This window comes from Mucilaginibacter yixingensis, from assembly GCF_041080815.1.
In the GTDB taxonomy this organism is placed as follows: Bacteria; Bacteroidota; Bacteroidia; order Sphingobacteriales; family Sphingobacteriaceae; genus Mucilaginibacter; species Mucilaginibacter yixingensis.
Genome location: NZ_CP160205.1, coordinates 3474884 through 3496858, shown reverse-complemented (window position 1 = coordinate 3496858; position 21975 = coordinate 3474884). Strand labels below are relative to the sequence as shown.

General features: G+C 45.0%; 23 protein-coding genes. 11 read left to right on the top strand and 12 right to left on the bottom strand.

The genetic code is table 11. The features are described 5' to 3' along the window. Positions 1-18 precede the first annotated feature (18 nt). The 3 genes from ABZR88_RS14060 (at position 19) to ABZR88_RS14050 (ending at position 875) form a co-directional block, all read left to right on the top strand. The gene (locus ABZR88_RS14060) at positions 19-225 is read left to right on the top strand and encodes a hypothetical protein (RefSeq protein ID WP_107826728.1); all 207 of its coding nucleotides are present in this window, start codon (positions 19-21) and stop codon (positions 223-225) included. A gap of 20 nt (positions 226-245) precedes the next feature. Next, entirely contained in the window at positions 246-542 is a 297-nt protein-coding gene (locus ABZR88_RS14055) for a hypothetical protein (protein WP_107826729.1), read from the top strand. A 105-nt stretch (positions 543-647) separates the two neighbouring features. Further along, positions 648-875, top strand: coding sequence for a hypothetical protein (locus ABZR88_RS14050; RefSeq protein ID WP_107826730.1), 228 nt, complete (start codon positions 648-650; stop codon positions 873-875). A 135-nt stretch (positions 876-1010) separates the two neighbouring features. On the opposite strand, the gene accD is transcribed toward ABZR88_RS14050, so the two are convergent. Further along, positions 1011-1856 (bottom strand): acetyl-CoA carboxylase, carboxyltransferase subunit beta, encoded by an 846-nt coding sequence (gene accD / locus ABZR88_RS14045; protein WP_107827108.1) that lies wholly within the window; start codon positions 1854-1856, stop codon positions 1011-1013. Between the two features lie 418 nt (positions 1857-2274). Between accD and fbaA the strand changes: the two genes are divergently transcribed. The 3 genes from fbaA (at position 2275) to ABZR88_RS14030 (ending at position 4415) form a co-directional block, all read left to right on the top strand. Next, positions 2275-3354, top strand: coding sequence for a class II fructose-bisphosphate aldolase (gene fbaA / locus ABZR88_RS14040; RefSeq protein ID WP_107826731.1), 1080 nt, complete (start codon positions 2275-2277; stop codon positions 3352-3354). Between the two features lie 136 nt (positions 3355-3490). Beyond that, positions 3491-4012, top strand: a complete 522-nt coding sequence (locus ABZR88_RS14035) for a low affinity iron permease family protein (RefSeq protein ID WP_107826732.1) — start codon at positions 3491-3493, stop codon at positions 4010-4012. Then, complete coding sequence (locus ABZR88_RS14030) at positions 3975-4415, top strand: GNAT family N-acetyltransferase (protein ID WP_107826733.1); 441 nt, start codon at positions 3975-3977, stop codon at positions 4413-4415. The genes ABZR88_RS14035 and ABZR88_RS14030 overlap by 38 nt, the downstream gene beginning before the upstream one ends. A gap of 166 nt (positions 4416-4581) precedes the next feature. Here ABZR88_RS14030 and ABZR88_RS14025 read toward each other — a convergent pair whose 3' ends face one another. The 5 genes from ABZR88_RS14025 to ABZR88_RS14005 all read right to left on the bottom strand — a co-directional run bounded on the left by ABZR88_RS14025 (position 4582) and on the right by ABZR88_RS14005 (position 11811). Further along, positions 4582-5439: a hydroxymethylglutaryl-CoA lyase gene (locus ABZR88_RS14025; RefSeq protein WP_107826734.1), complete on the bottom strand. Its 858-nt coding sequence runs from the start codon at positions 5437-5439 to the stop codon at positions 4582-4584. A 210-nt stretch (positions 5440-5649) separates the two neighbouring features. Then, the gene (locus ABZR88_RS14020; protein ID WP_107826735.1) at positions 5650-6963 is read right to left on the bottom strand and encodes an NAD(P)/FAD-dependent oxidoreductase; all 1314 of its coding nucleotides are present in this window, start codon (positions 6961-6963) and stop codon (positions 5650-5652) included. A 92-nt stretch (positions 6964-7055) separates the two neighbouring features. Beyond that, entirely contained in the window at positions 7056-10022 is a 2967-nt protein-coding gene (gene secDF / locus ABZR88_RS14015; protein WP_107826736.1) for a protein translocase subunit SecDF, read from the bottom strand. Between the two features lie 119 nt (positions 10023-10141). Further along, complete coding sequence (locus tag ABZR88_RS14010; protein ID WP_107826737.1) at positions 10142-10624, bottom strand: dihydrofolate reductase; 483 nt, start codon at positions 10622-10624, stop codon at positions 10142-10144. A gap of 365 nt (positions 10625-10989) precedes the next feature. Then, on the bottom strand, positions 10990-11811 hold the full coding sequence (locus ABZR88_RS14005) for a thymidylate synthase (RefSeq protein ID WP_107827109.1): 822 nt from the start codon (positions 11809-11811) through the stop codon (positions 10990-10992). Positions 11812-12003: 192 nt separating this feature from the next. On the opposite strand from ABZR88_RS14005, the gene ispE reads away from it, so the two are divergent. After that, positions 12004-12807, top strand: a complete 804-nt coding sequence (gene ispE / locus ABZR88_RS14000) for a 4-(cytidine 5'-diphospho)-2-C-methyl-D-erythritol kinase (RefSeq protein WP_107827110.1) — start codon at positions 12004-12006, stop codon at positions 12805-12807. A gap of 45 nt (positions 12808-12852) precedes the next feature. On the opposite strand, the gene ABZR88_RS13995 is transcribed toward ispE, so the two are convergent. The 4 genes from ABZR88_RS13995 to tgt form a co-directional block, all read right to left on the bottom strand. Next, positions 12853-13164 (bottom strand): hypothetical protein, encoded by a 312-nt coding sequence (locus ABZR88_RS13995; protein WP_107826738.1) that lies wholly within the window; start codon positions 13162-13164, stop codon positions 12853-12855. 704 nt (positions 13165-13868) lie between these two features. Further along, on the bottom strand, positions 13869-14771 hold the full coding sequence (locus tag ABZR88_RS13990) for a DMT family transporter (protein ID WP_107826739.1): 903 nt from the start codon (positions 14769-14771) through the stop codon (positions 13869-13871). Further along, positions 14772-15869 carry an LptF/LptG family permease gene (locus tag ABZR88_RS13985; RefSeq protein WP_107826740.1) on the bottom strand — a complete coding sequence of 366 codons (1098 nt, stop codon included), beginning with the start codon at positions 15867-15869 and terminating at the stop codon, positions 14772-14774. Beyond that, complete coding sequence (tgt, locus tag ABZR88_RS13980; protein ID WP_107826741.1) at positions 15869-16999, bottom strand: tRNA guanosine(34) transglycosylase Tgt; 1131 nt, start codon at positions 16997-16999, stop codon at positions 15869-15871. The genes ABZR88_RS13985 and tgt overlap by 1 nt, the downstream gene beginning before the upstream one ends. A gap of 121 nt (positions 17000-17120) precedes the next feature. Here tgt and ABZR88_RS13975 point away from each other — a divergent pair, with 121 nt between their 5' ends. Genes ABZR88_RS13975 through rsmG form a run of 3 tightly spaced genes read left to right on the top strand, consistent with a single transcriptional unit; the run spans position 17121 to position 19457 of the window. Continuing rightward, complete coding sequence (locus tag ABZR88_RS13975; RefSeq protein ID WP_107826742.1) at positions 17121-18245, top strand: glycosyltransferase; 1125 nt, start codon at positions 17121-17123, stop codon at positions 18243-18245. Next, the gene (locus ABZR88_RS13970; RefSeq protein WP_107826743.1) at positions 18236-18841 is read left to right on the top strand and encodes an RNA polymerase sigma factor; all 606 of its coding nucleotides are present in this window, start codon (positions 18236-18238) and stop codon (positions 18839-18841) included. The genes ABZR88_RS13975 and ABZR88_RS13970 overlap by 10 nt, the downstream gene beginning before the upstream one ends. Continuing rightward, entirely contained in the window at positions 18831-19457 is a 627-nt protein-coding gene (rsmG, locus tag ABZR88_RS13965) for a 16S rRNA (guanine(527)-N(7))-methyltransferase RsmG (protein WP_107826744.1), read from the top strand. The genes ABZR88_RS13970 and rsmG overlap by 11 nt, the downstream gene beginning before the upstream one ends. 309 nt (positions 19458-19766) lie before the next feature. Here rsmG and ABZR88_RS13960 read toward each other — a convergent pair whose 3' ends face one another. Beyond that, entirely contained in the window at positions 19767-20246 is a 480-nt protein-coding gene (locus ABZR88_RS13960; protein ID WP_107826745.1) for an energy transducer TonB, read from the bottom strand. 110 nt (positions 20247-20356) lie between these two features. Here ABZR88_RS13960 and dprA point away from each other — a divergent pair, with 110 nt between their 5' ends. Continuing rightward, positions 20357-21457 carry a DNA-processing protein DprA gene (gene dprA, locus ABZR88_RS13955; RefSeq protein WP_107826746.1) on the top strand — a complete coding sequence of 367 codons (1101 nt, stop codon included), beginning with the start codon at positions 20357-20359 and terminating at the stop codon, positions 21455-21457. Positions 21458-21473: 16 nt separating this feature from the next. Here dprA and ABZR88_RS13950 read toward each other — a convergent pair whose 3' ends face one another. Beyond that, positions 21474-21962, bottom strand: coding sequence for a histidine phosphatase family protein (locus ABZR88_RS13950; RefSeq protein WP_107826747.1), 489 nt, complete (start codon positions 21960-21962; stop codon positions 21474-21476). Positions 21963-21975: the final 13 nt, after the last annotated feature.

Genomic DNA, 21975 nt, shown 5'->3' with positions numbered 1-21975 from the left:
ATTTAAAACAACAGTATCATGCTAAACCCTAAAGACACAGACTGGGACGATGAGGATGATCGTTTCAGCGATGAAGACGACGATGATCTGGATCAAACATCAGGTATTACTGATCGCCATTCTGGTAATGACGATGATTGGGATGCCGGCGATGATATGGAAGATTTTGATACAGAAGATGAAGACGAGTACGAAGATGATGAAGGCGACGTACTCGATGAATAGATAAATAAAACAAACAAGCCATGGAAAACAGAAATATGGGAAACAACAAGCCAAATCGCTTTCCCGAAGACAAGCAGCAACCTCAACCTAACAGGAAACATAAGTCAGATCAGGAGAACCTGTATCCGCATGAGCCGGAGTTGAATGAGCAGGATAAATCAAATGATCCGTCTTTCAGCGAGCGTAATGATGTAACCCCTCCAAAGGCCGAGGAGTTTCCATCGGTAGGGCGTGCTAAAACTGATTTTGAGAGCCGTAAGCAAGGCCGTACTACAGGTAGGATGGTAGGGCATGAACCTGGCACAGAGGGTATATAACTAATTAAATTCAGCTGACCTCACACAATTAACCGGCTGTTTACGTTATAATAGCAGATCGTCCTTATCTAAGGCGATTTTGTGAGGCCGGAAAGGAGTACCATCATGGAAAATAAAAATAATGCTCCAAATAAAGACCAAGGGAGCAACAAAGAGCAGCGGGAGGGTAACACCAATCCGCAGGCGAACAATGAAGAGGAGAAGAAACCACATCTTGCTCCTAACAGAGACCGGGATTACAAAGTGCTGCACAAAGACGGCAGCTTAGCCGACCTGCACCAGGGTGCAGAAGGCCGCGGCGCGTTAGAGGGCACTGTTGGTCTGGGTATGTAATGAAAGAAGTTCTTGGATCATAGTTCATGGATCATGGATATGATTTGGCGATAAACTGATCGCAAAATAAAAGAGCCGCTTAACGCGGCTTTTTTATTTTATATACTTTTAGACCATAGACTATGATCTGTCAACTTAATTAGCCATCATTCTCAGGAACGCGGCCAAACGGTCTTTCATTTCGCGGCGGTCTACAATAAAGTCAAGGAAACCGTGCTCCTGTATAAATTCTGCCGTTTGGAAACCTTTTGGAAGATCTTTCTTAATGGTTTCTTTAATAACACGCGGACCGGCAAAGCCAATCAATGCACCAGGCTCGGCAATATTGATATCGCCCAGCATAGCGTATGATGCGGTTACACCACCGGTGGTAGGGTCAGTTAATAGTGAAATGTAGGGCACCTTAGCCTGAGCCAGCAGCGCCAGCTTAGCCGATGTTTTAGCCATCTGCATTAATGAGAAAGCCGCTTCCATCATCCGTGCGCCGCCTGATTTGGAGATCATCAGGAAAGGTATTTTGTGCTCAATTGAGTAATCAATGGAGCGGGCAATCTTCTCGCCCACAACAGAACCCATTGAGCCGCCAATGAAGTTAAAATCCATACAGGCAATCACCAGATCCTGGCCATCTATTTTGCCAACACCGGCACGTATCGCATCATTCAACCCCGTTTTACGGATGGTTTCTTTGAGGCGATCGCTGTATTTCTTTGTATCCACAAACTGCAGCGGGTCTCCACTGGTTAAGTTCGGGTATAGTTCAGTAAACTCGTTGTTGTCAAATAAAACAGAAAAGTATTCTTTAGATCCTATGCGGATGTGGTAACCGCAGTAGTGGCAAACATACTGATTCTCAACCTGTTCAGAATAGTGGAGTGGTTTTTTACATTGAGGACATTTATTCCAGATACCATCAGGTGCTTCCTTCTTTTCCTCAGTAGACGTAATAATCCCCTTAAGTTCCCTTTTAAACCAAGACATATTTGATTCTTCTTCGTTCAATTTTAAAAGTGTCTGCAAATGTAGGGATTATTATCACATTTAGACGCCCAAGATATCACTTTTGACGCAAAGGCCTCATTAAGCCGTTGTTATGTTAACAATAAGTTTCTCGTTTTGTTGTGGGAGGCAGGAGATGGTACCCCAAAAGACTTTTGCTCTGCCTTCTGCATTCATTATGCATAAAAACTATAAATCTCCATCCAGACGGGCGACAGTGTTATTTTCTATAAGTGTAAAATATACACTATCTTGTTTTATTAAAACATAAAAAACTATCTTTGTTTTAATAAATGAGTGCAATTGTCAATTATAAATTGCCAAAATGTTAAATATAGCATCACTTATTTAAATATCGTATCTAATACCTAACTTGGCAACAAATACATTTATTAACCATATGGATCTGAAAAATTATAAAGGAGTACTGCACGGTGATCAGGTGCAGGAGCTGTTCGAGATCGCTAAAAAGCATCATTTTGCTTTACCGGCTGTTAACGTTATCGGTACTAACTCTATCAACGGAGTTATGGAAGCTGCAAAAGCAGTTAACTCACCGGTAATTATCCAATTGTCAAATGGCGGCGCGCAATTTTATGCGGGTAAATCTTTAGATAACTCAGCTCTGCAGGCTTGCATTTTGGGCGGTGTTTCTGCAGCTAAGCATGTTCATTTGCTGGCAGAACACTACGGTGTTGCAGTAATTCTTCATACAGACCATGCGGCAAAAAAATTATTACCATGGATAGACGGCCTGCTGGATCACGGCGAGAAATTTTTTGCTGAAACCGGTAAACCACTGTTCTCATCGCACATGTTGGATCTTTCTGAAGAGCCGATTGAAGAGAACATTGAAATCTCTGCTAAATACCTGGAGCGTATGGCCAAAATGGGTATGACCCTGGAGATTGAATTAGGCGTAACCGGTGGCGAGGAAGACGGCGTTGACAACAGCGATGTTGACAGCTCACGTCTGTATACCCAGCCAGAAGACGTTGCTTACTCTTACGAAGAACTTTCTAAAGTAAGTCACCGCTTTACCGTAGCTGCCGCTTTTGGTAACGTACACGGTGTTTATAAACCGGGTAACGTAAAACTGCAGCCGGTAATTCTGCATAACTCTCAGGAGTATGTAAAAGAGAAATTTGCCTTGGAAGCAGCAAAACCTATCAACTTTGTATTCCACGGTGGTTCTGGCTCAAGCCAGGAAGAGATCCGCGAGGCTATTTCTTACGGTGCCATCAAAATGAATATCGATACCGATTTGCAGTGGGCATTTTGGGAAGGTATTAAAGATTACTACCAATCAAAAGAAGGTTACCTGCAAGCACAAATTGGTAACCCGGAGGGTGATGATTCTCCGAACAAAAAATACTATGATCCACGCGTATGGCTGCGCAAAGGCGAAGAAACCTTTGTTAAACGTCTTAAAGTAGCGTTTGAAGATCTAAACTGTATTGATGTAAACAGCAAACTGTAAGCTCAATATATAGTCTTAAGGAAGCCTTTAACAGCAATGTTAAAGGCTTTTTTGTTTTTAATGCACACGGTCATATTTTAAATAAGCACAAAATGACAGTTTTATTGTTGATTAGATGTTTTAAGCATTCCCAATCATGAAAACCGACAATAAAGACTTATCATTTAGCGCAAAGAAGAACTTTTTTGAGCGTTTTGCTAACTGGGCCACCATTGCCACAGGGAGCTCTGCTGCATTTTTTTCAGCTGCCGGTGTAATTTTGGTTTGGATTGTTACCGGGCCCATCTTTCATTACTCTGATACCTGGCAATTAATCATTAATACCGGTACCACCATTATTACTTTTCTGATGGTTTTCCTGATCCAGAAATCGCAGAATAAAGATTCAAAAGCCATACATTTGAAGCTGAACGAACTGATTGCCTCGCACCAGGGCGCCAGCAACCGGATGGTTAACCTGGAGGAGCTGACTGAAGCCGATCTTGATCAGCTGCACCGTTTTTACGCGGCACTGGTTAAGCTGGCTCAGAAAGAAGACGATATCACCTGTACGCACTCAATTGATGCTGCCGAAGAAAATCACCGGTTAAAATTGGATGCTTATAAATCAATGCCACACTATGCCAACGCCCGAAAAAAGAAAGATTCAAGTAAATAAAGCAACCGAACAGACCGATCTTGATTACGTATTTGCCATTCGTCGAGAAGTTTTTGTAGGCGAACAAAACTGCCCGCCTGAATTAGAATGGGAGTTTGAAGATGAATCAACCCACTTTTTGGCCACAATAAATGGTGAGCCTGCCGGCGCCGCTCGTTGGCGTAAAACCGATAAAGGATACAAACTGGAACGCTTCGCCGTGCTCAGTAAATTTAGAGGTTATGGCGTAGGCCAGGCGCTGGTGCAAGCTGTTTTAGATGATTTGCCCACCGATGCCGATTATGTTTACCTGCACGGACAAATTCAGGCTGTGCCGTTATATGACAAATTTGGTTTTGAGAAAGTAGGGGATGAGTTTGAAGAGGCAGGCATCAGGCATTACAAGATGGTGCTGAAACGGTAGCACATATTATCTCTATCTTCTTACCTTCATGTCATTAGAACCAAAAGGAGAAATCTTTTCGGAGCGATAAGTCAATTTGCAAAACATGGGGGCTAAGATTTCTCTTCCGTTCCTGTGCTCCATGTCCTCGCTCGTGCTCATCGAAATGACAAAAAAGAGAGGCCTTTCATCCAAATATCCTGCTTGAGAATGCCATTGCCTTCGCAAATGCCTGCATATTAAGCCCCGTGTTGATGTTTTGTTGCTGGAGATAAGCCAATACCTGTTCTGTAGCGATATTGCCTGTGAGGTCATCTTTGGCCATTGGACAGCCACCGTAGCCTTTAATGGCGGTGTCTAATTTGCGGCAACCGCTTTGCCAGGCGGCGGCTATTTTTTCTTGTAAGCTTTCGGGAGTAGCATGTAGGTGCAGGCCGATGTTTACGTTGGGCAAATTTGTAGTCAGTTGTGGATATAATTCGCTGATCTGTTGCGGGGTGGCTGCGCCAACGGTGTCAGATAAAGCAATAAACCTGATACCTTCTTCTGCCAGTTTACCGGCCCAGTCTAATACTATCTGCGCAGTCCAGTCGTCTCCGTAAGGATTGCCGAAGCCCATTGATAAATAAACCAGCAACTGCTTGTTCTTCTTCGCGCACAGATCTTGTAATTGCTTTACCAATTCAAATGATTGTGCAATGCCCGAATTAGTGTTACGTTGCTGAAATGTCTCTGAAATAGAAAACGGATAGCCCAGGTAAGTAATCTGCTCATGACTGGCGGCATCTCCGCCGCCGCGGTAGTTGGCTATAATGGCCAGCAATTTTGACTGTGTGCTGTCCATATCCAATTGCTCCAATACCTGCGCTGTATCTGCCATTTGCGGTATAGCCTTCGGCGATACAAAGCTGCCGAAATCTATCGTGTCAAAACCAACTTTTAACAGCAGGTTAATGTATTCGGCCTTTAGTTCGGTCGGCACAAAGGTTTTCAGGCCCTGCATGGCATCGCGGGGGCATTCGGTAAGGTGGATAGGAGAGGCCATGGTTTATTCGGTTTGTTTTGTCAGGACGAAGGTCCTTATAAGCAAATCTATAAAACCGATGGGTTAATCCATCAGTAAATGTTTCATAAAACAAAACGTCATTGCGAGGTACGAAGCAATCTCTGCATATGCATATCGGTTATGCTAAGTACAGAGATTGCTTCGTACCTCGCAATGACGTTATTGGAGGGCTAAAGCCTTTCGCAAATCTTAATTCACCGTATTCGGCAAATGCTGCTCTTCGGTTTGGTCCTCGCGCTCATACTTGCGGATGATGAGACGTGTGCCGCCGTTATAGTTTGAGTAGTTACCTACCCAGTTAATAAACACCGTCAGTTTATTGCGGAAGCCAAGTAACGATACCAGGTGTACAAACATCCAAACCAACCATGCAAAAAAGCCCTGGAACTTGATCTTACCCAAATCAGCTACGGCTTTGTTACGGCCCACGGTAGCTAATGACCCTTTGTCAAAGTATTTGAACGGTTCGGTAGGCTCGCCTTTAATCATGTGTACAATATTTTTGGCTATTTGCTTGCCTTGCTGTATAGCTACCTGCGCTACACCCGGATGACCTTTTGGCGTTTCGTCGGTAATCATAGCGGCCACGTCGCCAATAGCAAAAATGTTCTCGGTGCCTACTACACGGCTGATGCCGTCTGTCTGGATCTTGTTGCCACGCAGAATGTTTTCTTGCTTAATACCTTTTGGTACTACGCCCATTACGCCTGCGCTCCATACCACGCTCTTGGTTTTGATGGTTTGGCCATCTTCAAATTTGATGATCTCGCCATCGTAGCTTTCTACTTTCTTGTTCAGCAGAACCTGTACGCCCATCTTCTCCAAAAATTCCTTGGCCTTGCCTGATGCTTGTTCAGACATCGGGCCTAGTACTTTTGGCATAAAGTCTACCAGGTAAACCTGCATGTCTGTAGTTTGCAGTTCTGGGTAATCTTTGGTCAATACGTGGTTACGCAGCTCAATTAACGCTCCTGCCAGTTCAACACCGGTCGGACCGGCACCTACCAGTACAAAGTTGAGGTAAGGCTCGCGTGCTTCTTTAGTTTTTTGCAGTACGGCCTCTTCCAGGTTTTGCAGTATCAGGTAACGAAGGTTAAGCGCTTCTGGTATGCTCTTCATCGGCATGGCAAAATGCTCGATCTGTTTATTGCCGAAGAAATTGGTAGTTGAGCCGGTGGCTATTACCAGGTAATCATATTTAATATCGCCGATAGTGGTATCAAGCGTATTAGTTTCAGCGCTGATGGAGTTTACCTCTGCTATCCTGAAACGCAGGTTTTTTTGCTGACCAAAGTTTTTACGGATAGAAAAAGCGATGGACTCAGCTTCCAGACTACCGGTGGCAACCTGGTAGAGCAGGGGTTGGAAGGTGTGATAATTGTGCTTGTCAAGCAGGAGCACCTCTACAGGTTTGTCGGCCAGGCTCTTAGCCGCCTCTAAACCGCCGAAGCCGGCACCAACAATTACTACTAAAGGAAATTTTGATTGGGTTGCTGTTTCCATTGATCTGAAGATCTTTGTATTAGTCTATTAGATATTAAACAAAAAAGGCCCCAAAAGTTCTTCGGGGCCTCTTATATAAATTAGTGTGTCTGTTACTTGAGGTCTTTTTTACCGAAGTCGATAATAACAGGTGTAGCCACGCAGATGGATGAATAGGTACCGAAACATACCCCGATGAGCAGTGCGAACGAGAAGCCGCGCAGTACATCGCCACCAAAAATGAACAATACCAACAGCACAAAGATAACAGTTAAAGCGGTAATAATGGTACGGCTTAGCGTACTATTAATAGCTTGGTTAATAACTGTAGTTGTATTTCCGTCTTTTGTATGACCAAGGTACTCGCGGATACGGTCAAATACAACCACGGTATCGTTAATAGAGTAACCAATAACGGTCAGGATAGCTGCAATAAACGCCTGGTCAATATCCAGAGAGAATGGCAGCGCATCTTTAAATAACGAGAAGAATGATAATACCAGCAAGGCATCGTGAGCCGTAGCCACCATCGCGCCCAAACTGAACTGCCATTTGCGGAAACGGATCAGGATGTAAACCGAGATGATCACGATAGCGAACAATACAGTCCACACGGCAGAACGTTTTAAATCGTTTGCGATGGTTGGACCAACTTTTTGCTGGCTGTCGATAGTAAAGTGCGGGTTAATACTGCCCAATACTTTTCTAACAGATGCTTCTACTTTGTCGTCACCTTCTTTAGTATTATCGTCAATCAGGTAGTTGGTGGTCATGCGCACGCGGTTGTCGCTACCAAAGGTTTTAACCTCAGTTTTACCAACACCTAATGTTTTATCAGCTGCATCACGAATTTCTTGTACCGATGCCGCTTTGTCAAAAGTTACCACGTAAGTGTGGCCACCCTGAAAGTCAACACCGTAGTTAAAGCCGCGGGTAACCATTGAGCCGATACCGATAGCGATGAAGATACCAGAGAAAGCATAGAACTTAAAGCGGTTCTTAACAAATGCAAAGTTGGCGTTTTTAAAGGTATGTGAGCTCCAAGGGTTAGCAAATTTGATATCCAGTTCTTTCTCCAGCATCCATTCAAAGATTACACGAGAGATTAACAGCGAACAGAACAGTGAAGTTGCGATACCGATCATCAGGGTAGTTGCGAAACCTAAGATTGGACCTGAACCGAACAGGAACAAGATCAAACCGGTTAAGAAGGTACTGATGTTAGAGTCAAGGATTGACCACAGGGCGTGTTTGAAACCATCGTTGATAGAAACGCGCAGTGATTTGCCGTGCGCCATTTCTTCACGCACACGTTCATAGATCAGTACGTTGGCATCCACCGCTATACCGAGCGTTAGTACGATACCGGCAATACCAGGCAGTGTTAACACCGCATGTAAGCTGGTGAGTACACCCATCAGGAAGAATACGTTGATGATTACTGCTACTACCGCTACAGTACCTGCACGGTTGTAATAAGCAATCATAAATACCAATACTACTACCAGACCGGCCACACATGACATTAAGCCGTGGTTAATAGCTTCCTGACCCAGTGACGGACCAACAACTTCTTCTTGCACAATGCGGGCAGGAGCTGGCAGACGGCCTGCTTTCAGGATGTTGGCTAAGTCATCGGTTTCTTCTTTGGTAAAGTTACCGGTGATAGAAGAGATACCGCCGGTGATGGCGTTTTGTACGTTAGGAGCAGATACCACGTTGTTATCTAAAACAATGGCAATTGCTCTGTTGTCGCTTTGATCGTTAGGGTTACCTGCAGCCTCGGTAGTAATACGGGCCCAGGCTTCAGCACCCTGAGAGTTCATAACCATGCGCACTTCGTAGCCGCCTTTTTGTAGGTCGTTGTCAGAAGCAGCATCGGTGATGGCAGAACCATCAAGAACAGGACCGTTAGTAGCGCCTGAAAGTTTCAGGGCATACAGGCCAATATTTTTAGTGCCGGTTTCAGGTTTGATACCCCAAACCAGTTTCATGTTCTGTGGAATTACTGCTTTTACCTCAGGCTCGCTCAGGTATTTGTTGATAGTGGCAGTATCTTTTTGTGCAACCACACCAACCAGCGGACCTGGGATCGGCATCATCTGACCGTTCTGGCCTTGTGCAAATGCCGGGCGCATTTTAGCAAACAGTGGGTTGGCTGCCTCGTTCTGTGCAGTTGATTTGTTAGCAGCAGTATCGTTAGCGGCAGATTTGTTCACTTTGTTTAACAGTGAACCGCCGGTGGCTTTTGCAGTGTCTGCTTTAGCAACGGTGTTAGCGGCAGCTTTAACAGTATCTTTTTTGGCAGTTTTAGCTTTGCCAGCCAAAATGGTGTTGATGTTTTGCAACAGGCCAATAACCTCGGCATTATCAAACGTGTTGTAGAACTCCAGTTTGGCAGAACCTTCTAACAGTTTACGCACACGCTCTTTGTCAACCACGCCTGGCAGCTCAATCAGGATACGGTTGGTACCTTCCTGTAACTGGATGTTTGGCTGGGTAACACCGAATTTGTCAATACGGGTACGCAGGATGTTGAATGATTGAGTAACCGCAACGTTAGCCTGCTCTTTCAGGTAGCTTTCAACTTCGCTGTTAGAGGCATCAAACTTCAAGTGGCTCTGGTTGTCTTTGGTTGCAAAGATTGGAGCCAGTTTACCGTCAGGGTTAATTTTTTTGTATTCGTTGATGAAAAGCGTAATGTAGTTGTCCGGGCTGGTGCGGGCATCTTCGTTAGCTTTGCTCAGTGCTTGGTTAAAAGCAGGATCGGTGCTGTTGTCTGACAATGATTTGATCAGGTCGCTCAGCGCAATCTGCATGGTAACGTTCATACCACCCTTAAGGTCCAGACCCAGGGCAAGCTCGTTATTCTTACAGTAAGTGTAATCGTGTTTAAAGATCGGATATACCGGTTGATTGGATATAGAATCCAGGTATGCTTTTTCTTTGTCCTCATTGCCATTGGCATAAGCCTTGGCTTTACTTTCAACGTTATGGGTAACCCACGTAAACGAAAGCTGGTACAAACATGCTATCGCCAGTATAATGGCGAAAAACTTAATAACCCCTTTACCTTGCATTGTTTATGATAAAAATTGTATATATACTTTAACTGTAAGTTTTTTTAATAAGACGGCAAATCTAACAAAATTTCCTAATGCGGAAATTTTAAATTAAAACAATTTGATGACACAAAATGTTAGGCCCGATCAAGCGTAATGAATGAGTACGGGATGGCGTTTTTCTCATCCGCAGCGTGGTTTTCGCGCTCGGTTTCTTTCCATTCATTTTGGTCAATTTCCGGGAAGTAAGCATCCGCGTCAAAGCTTTGATGAACGATGGTGAGATAAATGCGGTCGGTCTTTGGCATAGCCATTTTGTAGATCTCGGCGCCACCGCCAATAAATACCTCTTCTTCGCCCTCACATAGTGCCAAAGCTTCTTCCACGGTATGTACCACCTCGGCTCCTGGTATGCTGGTATCTTGCCGGGTGATGATAATGTTGCGGCGCTTAGGCAACGGCTTGCCCAGCGAGTCGAACGTTTTGCGACCCATAATGATGGTGTGTCCGCTGGTAATATCTTTAAAATGTTTCAGGTCGTTGGGCAAATGCCACAGCAACTGGTTGTTTTTGCCAATGGCATTATTCTGGCCGATGGCGACAATAGCAGAGACAATCATATATGATGATGTTGAGATTTTCTAAAAAGCAGTTATAAATTGGTTTACTGTCTGCCGCGAAGAAAGGGATATTTTTTTGAAAAGCAATACCCGGCGGTGTTAAGGTTGCGTTAGTTCCCGCTTTCCACACATACGCCTACAGCGTTTAGAGGCGGGCCGGTATCCGCGGCAATCAGGTTTGAAGTAGGCGTCGTTAGTGCATGGAAACGAGTGAGGGTGTCATCCTGAGCTTTGTCGAAGGGCGCGAAGGTCTAATTGCAATGACTTACCACGATGGCAAGCCCCACGCTCGTGTTTCGACGGTGCTCAACATGACACCTCTCTTTTTTTATTTTCTGTTTTGGCCCCGTAGCTATCTCCAACAACTAAACCGCCACTTCGCCCTTAATGTGCGGCCATGGATCATAATTCTCCAGCGTAAAATCTTCGTACTTGAAACTGAAGATGTCTTTCACCTCTGGGTTGATCTTCATGGTGGGCAGCGGGCGTGGCTCGCGGGTGAGTTGCAGGTTTACCTGCTCCAGGTGATTGTTGTAGATGTGCGCATCGCCAAAGGTGTGCACAAAATCGCCCAGGTCCAGATCGCATACCTGTGCCAGCATCATGGTGAGCAAGGCATAGGAGGCAATGTTGAAAGGTACGCCCAGGAAAATATCAGCGCTGCGTTGGTAGAGCTGGCAAGACAGTTTGCCTTTTGTTTCGCCTACTGACGCATCCGCCGGCTCCACGTAAAATTGAAACAAGCTGTGGCAGGGTGGGAGGGCCATCTGGTCAACATCGGCCACGTTCCAGGCCGATACCATAATGCGACGAGAATCCGGATTGGTTTTAAGCTGTTTTATCACCTGGCTGATCTGATCGATATGTCCACCATCAGGTTTAGGCCACGAACGCCACTGGTAACCATAAACCGGACCGAGGTTGCCATCGGCGTCTGCCCACTCATCCCAAATGCGCACGCCGTTTTCTTTCAGGTAACTGATATTGGTATCGCCGCTCAGAAACCAGATCAGCTCATGGATGATAGAGCGCAGGTGCAGCTTCTTGGTGGTCACCAGGGGGAAGCCGTCTTTCAAATTAAAGCGCATCTGGTAGCCAAACACGCTGATGGTGCCGGTGCCTGTTCTATCGTGTTTCTGGGCGCCGTTCTCCAAAACGTGGCGCATCAGGTCGTGGTATTGTTTCATGGTCTTTAGTTCATTGTTCATGGATTGTAGTTCATAGAAAATCGGTAAATCATTTTTAGTGTCTCAATACACTATGATCCATGAACTATCATCTATGAACTGCAAGCGATGGCTTGCAACCTACAAATAAAAATAATCTACATTTGCCATCCTATCGGATGTGCAAAAATACATCAATTGTTAATCAAATTTATGATCGCTTTCCCAAACGCAAAGATCAACATTGGTCTTAATATAACCGAGCGCCGGGCCGACGGCTACCATAATCTGGAAACCATTTTTTATCCCATCAACATTACCGATGCCCTGGAAATTGTACCTGCCAACGAACTGAGTTTTGAGGCCAGCGGATTGGGTATCCCCGGCCAGGTAGAAGACAATCTTTGCATCAAAGGCTATCACTTGTTAAAGGCCGATTTTGATCTGCCGCCGGTGAAAATTCATCTGCATAAGCACATCCCTATTGGTGCTGGTTTGGGCGGAGGATCGTCAGACGCGGCGTTTTTTTTCAAGTTGATGAATAAAGAATTCTCTTTAAATCTAAGCAATGAACAGATGCGCGACTATGTGCGTGTACTGGGCGCAGATTGTGCTTTTTTTATTGAGGGTAAACCGGTGTATGCATTTGAAAAAGGCGATCAGTTTGAGCCGGTAGATCTTGACCTCTCTGTCTATCACCTGGTGCTGGTGATGCCGCCTGCGCACGTCTCCACTGCCGAGGCTTACCGGGGAGTAAAGCCGCAGCCATCAGAGCGGTCACTGAAAGAACTGGTGTCGCTGCCGGTGGGCGACTGGAAGCAATATATCCGGAACGATTTTGAAACGTCCATCTTCAAAAATCACCCGGTCATCCGCGGGGTGAAATCAGCATTGTATGAGGCCGGCGCGCTCTATGCCTGCATGAGTGGGAGCGGGGCATCTGTCTTCGGGGTTTTCAAAGAGCGGCCCGATCTCTCGGCGCTCGAAAAAGATAACCAGGTGTTTTATAACGTCTGATCAAAAAGCAAGAAAGGCATCCCGCAAAGGATGCCTTTCTTGTTATCAGTCGCCGCTGATGTAATCGCGGTCTTCATCGCTTAGTGTACTGGATGGTTTATCGGTATAGTCATTGGTGCGCTCGCGGTTAGGCTCGTCATAACCATGGTTCGCATCGTTGCTGAAACGTGTGCGTCTCGGGCGACCGGCCAGGTACCCGGCAATAAAGGCCAGCACTGCCATCACCAGTAAAACGGTGAGCTTGGAGGTGTAGGTGGTAAAGAAAAGAATCTTCCAGTAAACCGGCCCGGAGTTCTGCATAATCACCACGGTGAGCAGTACGGCTACCACAACAATAAAAATGGTTTTTAATCTCATCAGCTGATAGTGTTTAGTTGATAACTGTATTACCTAATATCTGTTTTTTTATCGACTAATAAAAGTGGGAGAGGGGCACCTGCTGACTGCCTCTGGTGCGGTCGCTCATCGGTCTGCTAAGCTCACAAAACCCAGTCAGGAACGGCATCGGGTTTTTGTCTCTTTTTTAGCCTTGATTTTCTGTTTGCAAAATCAGGTGAAGAAAAACTTCACTTGAGAAGTCGCGGTGGAAGTATTCATGATTTATTACACTAAGCAGTTCTCTGTTTGTGCAGATAGACTGATTGTGAATTTTTTATTCAATTTATATGGTTTAAATATTTGATTATTAGTTGTTAAAATTTAATAAATGTATCATATTTGACACTGTGCTAAAATTATTAGTATTTTTGTTTTCGACGTGATGTTTTTATCTGAAATTAAATTTTATATAAGTTTATTATTTATCTGATTTATAATTAATTATTTTAATAATATAAATTGATATGATATGTGTTTTTGGCTGTTATATGATCCAAAATTGATGGTTTTGGTGTGGTTTTAAATAATGAGATATAATCAGAATAAATGAACACTAAGTAATGACGGATTATAGCCCTTAATTTCTACTGAAAATGGATGAGATTGGTGGAAATGTATACGGAAGTATCGCTCCGGAAAGCAAGCTGGATGAGCCAAAACTCTCCCCTACCCTGAGAAAAAGGCTACTTAGAACGGCGTTTTTCCAGCTGTGTTTGGGCTACTGGGAACAGAAAAATGGTAGATAAAATGATGATGGCGCCCACCCAAAAACCGAGCGTTAAGCGGTTAGTTTCGCCAAAGAAAAGGAACGATAGGATGATGCCGTAGACCGGCTCCAGGTTGGTGATCAGCGCTACCTTAAAGGCCGAAATTTCGCGCATGACAGACACGCCGGACACGTAAGCGAGCGATGTGCAAACCGTGCCGAGCAGTACCAGATAGCCCGCGTCATGCCAGCCGATCAGCATTGCGGCGTTGAATCCGTGGGTGAAGAGCAAGTAAATAGTGATCCAGAAAAGGGCGCCCAAAAGCTCGTAAAGAGAGATAACAGGAGCTTCAATTTGCTGCACTTGTTTAGAGTTGATGATAGAAAAAATGCTGGCTGCGCAGGCGCTCAGTAGCCCAAAAATGATACCCATAGTGTACCGGGTTTCAAATTTGAAGATAATGAGGATGCCAGTGATGATGAGCGCGCCGGCCAATATTTCGAGCTTAGAGATCTTCTTCTTTTTGAACAGTGGTTCCAGGAAGGCGGTAAACAAAGTCATGGAGGAGAGGCATACCAGCGTTACCGGAACGGTAGATGATTTGATGGCCTGGAAGAACAAAATCCAGTGTCCGCCTACCAATGCCCCGGTGAAAAATAATTTGATAAACGCGGCCTTAGAAACCCTGATTTGCCGCCCGCCGAAACGGAAATAAAGGAACAAACTTGCCGACGCAATGAGCACGCGATACCATACCAGTTGCACCGCAGAGATGCTGATAAGCGCCCCCAGGATGCTGGTAAATCCCCAGATAAAAACAGTAAAGTGGAGGATGAGTAAGTTCTTGTTGATGCCTTTTTCCGCCGGTTGCTGGTCCATTTATTTGGGTGCTTTTCTGAGCATGAATAAGCCCAATATACCAAATAAAACGTTAGGAATAAACACCGTGAACCCAGGCGGCATGCCGCCTTTAATAGAAAATACAAAGGCAAAGCGGTCTACCACAATGTAGGTAAAACACAGAAAAATCCCAATTCCTAAAGGCAAGCCAATGCCGCCGCGCACCTTGCGCGATGAAATGGAGACACCAATAAGCGTCAGTACAAACGTTGACATTGGGTATACAAAACGCTTATACATTTCAAACTGCATGGGTATTAGAAGGCCTGTGCCGCGTTCTTTTTCTTTGGTAATGCCAGCGGCCAGGGCGCGGGTAGAAATGGCCTGATAAACGTTATCGCGCAGCACAAAATCTGTAGGCTTCATGTCAAGAACGGTGTCTTTATTGTAACCTGTTTTCATGCTTTCTCTGAGCCCATTTACATACCTTACCTGGTATTGCGGGATAGACCAGCTGTGCTTTACCGAGTCAAACCGGATAGTGGGCGCTGTTAATTTTTCACGCATTTCATCCCCTTTAAATTTTTCGAGGATGAAATTATAACCCATGTGGATCGTCTCATCGTACGATTGTAAATACACGAAGGTCTCTTTGTTTAGCTGAATATGGGTCTCACTGCGGGTAGGGTCAACGTCGTTAAAATAAACGTTGGCAAAGTTGTTCATCAACCTGTTGGTGTAGGGGATGAGGTATACGTTAACAAATAACGATACGATAAAGATGAGCGTAGCCGAGAGGAAATAAGGGCGCAGGAAGCGGTTAAAACTGGCCTTGCCGCTCAGTATCGGCACAATCTCTGTTTGGTTGGCCATCTTGGCCGTAAAGAAGATCACCGCCAGGAAATTGATCAGTGGCGAGAGCATATTGAGGTAGAATGGCACAAAGCCTGCGTAGTACTCACATATAATATCGCGCAGTGATGCCCCGCCTTTCAGGAAGTTATCCAGGCGTTCTGAGATGTCAAAAACCACGGTAATTACCGAAAAGATGACCAGCGTAAACACAAAGGTGCCCAGGTATTTTCGCATAATATACCTGTCTATAACTTTTAGGTAGCGGTTGATGAATTTGCTCATTATAAACGTTGCCCTAAGCGGTTAACCATTGTTTTTTTCCATTCATAAAATTCGCCTGCTATGATCTTTTCGCGGGCAGTATTTACCAGCCACAAGTAAAAATGCAGGTTGTGCAGGCTGGCAATCTGTGCGCCCAAAATCTCGCCGCTGGTTATCAGGTGGCGCAGATAAGCCTTAGTGTGATGACGGTCTACATGCAGATCGCTATTGGCTTCAATAGCCGAAAAATCGTTCTTCCACTTCTCGTTCCGTATGTTGATGATGCCATCTTTTGTAAACAACATGCCGTTGCGTGCGTTGCGCGTAGGCATCACACAATCAAACATATCAATACCCAAAGCAATGTTCTCCAATATATTAACCGGAGTACCTACTCCCATCAGGTAACGCGGTTTCTGCTCCGGTAGTATGTTGCACACAACTTCTGTCATGGCATACATTTCCTCGGCAGGCTCGCCCACAGAAAGGCCGCCAATGGCATTGCCCTCGCGCTCAAAAGACGCAATGGTTTCTGCCGATTTGATGCGCAGATCTTTATAAACCGAGCCCTGAACAATAGGGAACAACGTTTGGCTGTAGCCATATTTAGGCTCCGTGCTGTCAAATCGGTCGCAGCAGCGTTTCAGCCAGCGGTGAGTCATATCCAGCGATCGGCGAGCGTAATTATAGTCGCACGGGTAAGGGGTACACTCATCAAACGCCATAATAATATCGGCGCCTATGGTGCGCTGGGTGTCCATCACATTCTCTGGCGTAAATAGGTGTTTAGAGCCGTCAATATGCGAGCGGAAGGTTACGCCTTCTTCCTTAATCTTCCGTACTTCTGTTAGCGAATACACCTGGTAGCCGCCACTGTCTGTAAGTATGGGCTTATCCCATCCGTTAAATTTGTGCAGGCCACCGGCTTGCTCCAGCGTATTCAGGCCGGGGCGCAGGTATAAATGATAAGTGTTGCCCAGAATAATCTGCGCGTTAACATCGTTCAGCAACTCATGCTGATGAACGGCTTTTACTGTCCCCGCGGTGCCTACCGGCATAAAAATGGGGGTTTGTATGGTGCCGTGATCTGTAGTGATCTCGCCGGCGCGCGCCTTACTGAGCGGGTCTTGTGCTTGTAGCTTAAAATTCATTATAAAGACCGCAAAATTAAAAAATTATAAGCGCTTTATCGTCATTAGATTATTTACATTACGTATGGCGTATTCTCATTGATTTTTAAGAGATTTACGACTTATTTTTTCGACCCTGACTTTGGAACCCTATCTGCACGCCGGTATTGTTGTTTTAGTAAATCTGTTCTTTATTATTCAGGTTTTTTTCCTGGTAGGCAGGTATAACCGGTTATCGGCCTACAAGATCAAGACCGATGATAATGAAACGCCAACCATCCCCGTTTCGGTTATTATTGCGGCCCGTAATGAGGCGCGCAACCTGAGCGAATATCTCCCGTCAATTCTAGAACAAGATTACCCCGATTTTGAGGTAGTGGTGATAAATGATTGCTCATACGATGGTAGCGATATGCTGCTGATGGATATGGAGCAAAAATATCCGCGTTTAAAAGTGGTGACTGTAACCGAGCACGATCGCTTTAAAACCGGGAAGAAATTTGCCCTTACCATGGGTATTAAAGCGGCCAAACACGAGCACATGCTGTTTACCGATGCAGATTGTAAGCCGGCTACCGACCAATGGATTCGACTGATGACCCGCAATTTTGAGCAGCCGGGTACTGAGATTGTGCTGGGCTACTCGCCATACGTACGCAAGCGTGGTTTGATGAATCTGTTTATCCGCTTTGAAACGGTGAAGACCGGCATGAGTTATCTGGCTGCCGCATTGCATCATGATGCTTATATGGGTATTGGGCGTAACCTGGCTTATACTAAAACGCTTTTCTTTAAATCGAAAGGTTTTGCGTCGCACATGCATATTCTTTCTGGCGATGATGATCTGTTTGTAAATCAGAACGCTACATCAACCAATGTGCAGATTGAGATTGACAAACGTGCGTTTACCTATAGTCAGGCCAAAACTACTTATCAATCCTGGTACCGTCAGAAAAAGAGACACATGGGAGTGGGGAAATTGTACCGCAACGGGCACAGGCGTTTACTCACTGCCGATGCAATGAGTGGGTTTCTTTTCTACATCATGCTTATCATTTCGTTCAGTTTTAAGGTCGAACCTTTACTGGCATTAAGTTTGTATCTACTTCGATTAGGAATACAACTGGCGGTTTACATCAGAATATTCAGGAAGTTGAGGGGGAAAGATCTGTTGTTTTTCTTGCCGTTTTTAGACCTGTTCTATTATTTTTATCTGAATATTTTTGGTTTGATTGGGCACTTTATAAAAACCACCCAATGGAAGTAAACTCAAATTTCACCGAGAACGCAAAAAACGATTTCCAACTGGTGCAAAAAGCATTGGATGGAGACCAAAAGGCTTACGCCGATTTGATGCACCGTTACAAAGACGCCATTTATTTTATGGCCCTTAAAATGGTGAACAATAAAGAGGACGCTATGGACCTAACCGTAGAAACCTTTGGCAAGGCTTTTGAAAAGTTGGACAAGTACCAGCCCAGCCACGCCTTTAGCACCTGGTTGTTCAGAGTGGCTACCAATAATTGCATTGATTTTATTCGCAAAAAGAAGCTGCACACGCTATCGCTCAACGGGTTGATGGACGATGAAGGTGATGAGCGCCCGCTGCAGATTAAAGCTGATATACTGAACCCTGAAGAGAGCTGGATTAAAAACCAGCAATCGCAAGAGTTGAAAACATTGATTGAAGGCCTGCCCCCGCGGTATTATAAACTGATTACGCTGCGCTATTTTGATGAGCTGTCTTATGATGAGATTGCCCAGCAGCTTGATCTGCCCATTGGCACGGTTAAAGGCCAGTTATTTAAAGCCCGCTACTTGCTTAGCAGCATTGTTAGCCACATGAAAAAGGATGAATTCTAACCTGATTCTCAAATATTTTCCTGATATCACCGAGCAGCAAAAGCAACAATTTGATGAGCTGCCTGCTCTGTACGCTCATTGGAACGAGCAGATTAACGTTATTTCCCGTAAAGATATTGACCAGCTGATAGAGCGCCACGTGTTGCACTCGTTGGGTATTGCCAAAGTGATGCAGTTTCTACCCGGCGAGCGTGTGATGGATGTGGGTACCGGCGGTGGTTTCCCCGGCATTCCACTGGCTGTAATGTTCCCCGAAACGCAGTTTCACTTGGTTGATTCTATCGGAAAGAAGATAAAAGTGGTGCAGGAAGTAGCCTCGGCCATCGGCCTGAAAAACCTGACCGCAGCCCATACCCGCGCCGAAGACGTACCCGGTAAATTTGATTTTGTGGTATCGCGTGCGGTAACGCAGCTAAAAGATTTTTACCCATGGGTAAAAGGCAAGTTCAATAAAGAAGGCCGTAACACACTGGCTAACGGTATATTATACCTCAAAGGCGGCGACTTATCGCAAGAAATTGCAGAATCAAAGCTGAAGGTAAACCAATATCATCTGAAAGATTATTTTGCTGAAGAGTTTTTTGAAACCAAGCAGGTCATCTACGTAAAAGGTTGATAGTAATTAACTCAAATTGCGGTTTGGGTTTATATAATTAAAAAGTCCTGTCATTGCGAGCAGGGCCTTGGGGAGGACTGAGCGCGAAGCAATCTCGTCGCATGCAATTAGTCCTGCGACGAGATTGCTTCGTCACCCCACCTCACAATCATCGCCGTTCGTCCCAATGGCCAAATAGTATATACATTGGGGGTAATTAGCCATTTTTTTTAGATAAAAAATCCCTATCGAATACCGGCAGGTTTTTTTTATGCACTGACATTTATAGTGTCAGCGTCGACAGAGTAGCATTATATTTTTATGCTTTAGCTATTTTGTGCCATGGGCAATAAATACCATCTCGTCAAGATAGTTTTTATCGTTCTTAAATTCGGCGGGTAGGGGTGGCGTCTTTTCCCCATCGAAGAGAAATAGCACTGGCAATTTATATACGCCCGGCTTAACAGTGGGCAAATCGTTTTTAAATAATCTGATCTCTTTTACTACTTCTTCGTCACAGCCGCTGCCAATTCCTCTTAGTATTTTAGCTTCACTAATATGGCTGGAATCGTCAACCGTAACAATTGCCACAACCCGACCCATGACATTGTTTTCCCTGGCGGTCAGAGGGTAACGCACCGTCCTCATCATAAAGGAATAAAGAGGCTTAAAGCGCTCTGTTAGTGTTGTGTCGGTGAGCTTCACGGTTGTTGGTTGAATCTGCTTGTGCTTATTTGAAAATGAATACAAAGCCAATGCCGGCAATACAAAACATACCGCTTTAAAAGTAGTAAGGTTAGATTTATGCATAAAAATAGATTACAAATTAGATAAACTAATATAAGAAGCAGAATGATAAATTGATTAGAAGTTGCACAATTATTTTGCTCAAAATATTAGCTTTTTGTATTTTTAGCAAAATGTCTCTACTTTATCAGATCGCCTTATCGCAGGTCCACAATGTTGGTCCGGTTTATGCCAAAACGCTGCTCTCTTATGTGGGTGATGCCGAAACAATCTTCAAAACACCTATTGCCAAACTGGGTAAAGTACCCGGTGTTTCAGAGAAACGATTAAGTGCCGAGGCGTTTACCAAGGCGTTGGCTCGCGCCGAAAAAGAGCTGCCCTTTATTGAGAAGCATGGGGTTGACGTGTTGTTTTATACCGACGCCCGCTACCCCAAACGACTGAAAAATTGCGATGATAGCCCGATTTTACTCTATAGTAAAGGCAATGCTGACCTGAACATGCAACGTGTAGTAAGCATAGTCGGCACCCGCAACAGTACCGATTATGGCAAACAGATCTGCGAGCAATTGATGGCCGATCTGCAACGCTACAACGTGCTGGTAGTAAGTGGACTGGCCCTGGGCATTGATGTAATAGCTCACAAAGAATGCCTGCGTCAGAATATCCCCACAGTAGGCGTACTGGGCCACGGATTGGATAAGTTTTACCCGGCACCTAACCGGGCTACGGCAGAGAAAATGCAACAAAACGGCGGTATTTTAACCGAATATTTATCAGGAACCGTTCCCAATCGTGAGCATTTTCCGGCTCGTAACCGCATTGTGGCCGGTATGGCCGATGCGACTATTGTGGTAGAAGCAGGCATAAAAGGCGGCGCATTGATTACCGCCGAGATTGCCAACTCCTATAACCGTGATGTGTTTGCATTTCCTGGTCGTATAGGCGATACTTATTCTGAAGGATGCAACTTCCTCATCAGGCATAATAAAGCCAGTTTGCTAAGTTGTATTGAGGATTTTGCTTTCAGTATGGGTTGGGAAGAAAATGCCGCCGCAAAACCGGTAGAGCAGCTAAGTTTATTTACAGACTTGACTGATACCGAGCGTATAGTGTTTGATGCCATTCGTGCCAATCAATCGCCGCTGGCTATTGATGAGCTGGCTATTCGCACCCGGATGCCCATGAGCACCTTAGCTATGGATTTACTGAATATGGAAATGCAGGGTGTGATCCGCTCGTTACCGGGCAAGATGTATAGTTTGACGGTGTGATTTACTGAAGGCTGATTTACTCAAAAGCCTCATTTCCCTTCGGGGTGCCGTACCAGGCCAGCTTGGCGGTATCGCTGCTCACCATATCCCATTCGTCAAAATCAAAGGCCAGCAGGGCGGCAGTTGCGGTAGGCATATCTATCATTTCGCCGGTTAGCTCATAAAGTACCTGACTCATGCCGGGGTTATGCCCCACAATGGCTACAAAGTTGTATTCATCGGGCAATCCGGCAATAATGTTGAGCAGGGTATGGGTATTGGCCTCGTAAATAAAATCGTTATAAGCTTTGCTCTTGATACCCAATTTTTCAAATATCAGTTCGGCAGTAGCTTTGGTGCGATAGGCAGGGCTGGCTAATACATGCTCTGGTATGAGATGCATGGTTTGCAGCTGATCGGCCATGGTGAGTGAATCGCGCACGCCGCGGTCTGTCAGTGGTCGCTTGAAGTCTTTCCCGTCCTGATGGGCAGCTTTTGCATGCCTGATGAGCAATAGTTTTTTCATAAGTAATGAAGGG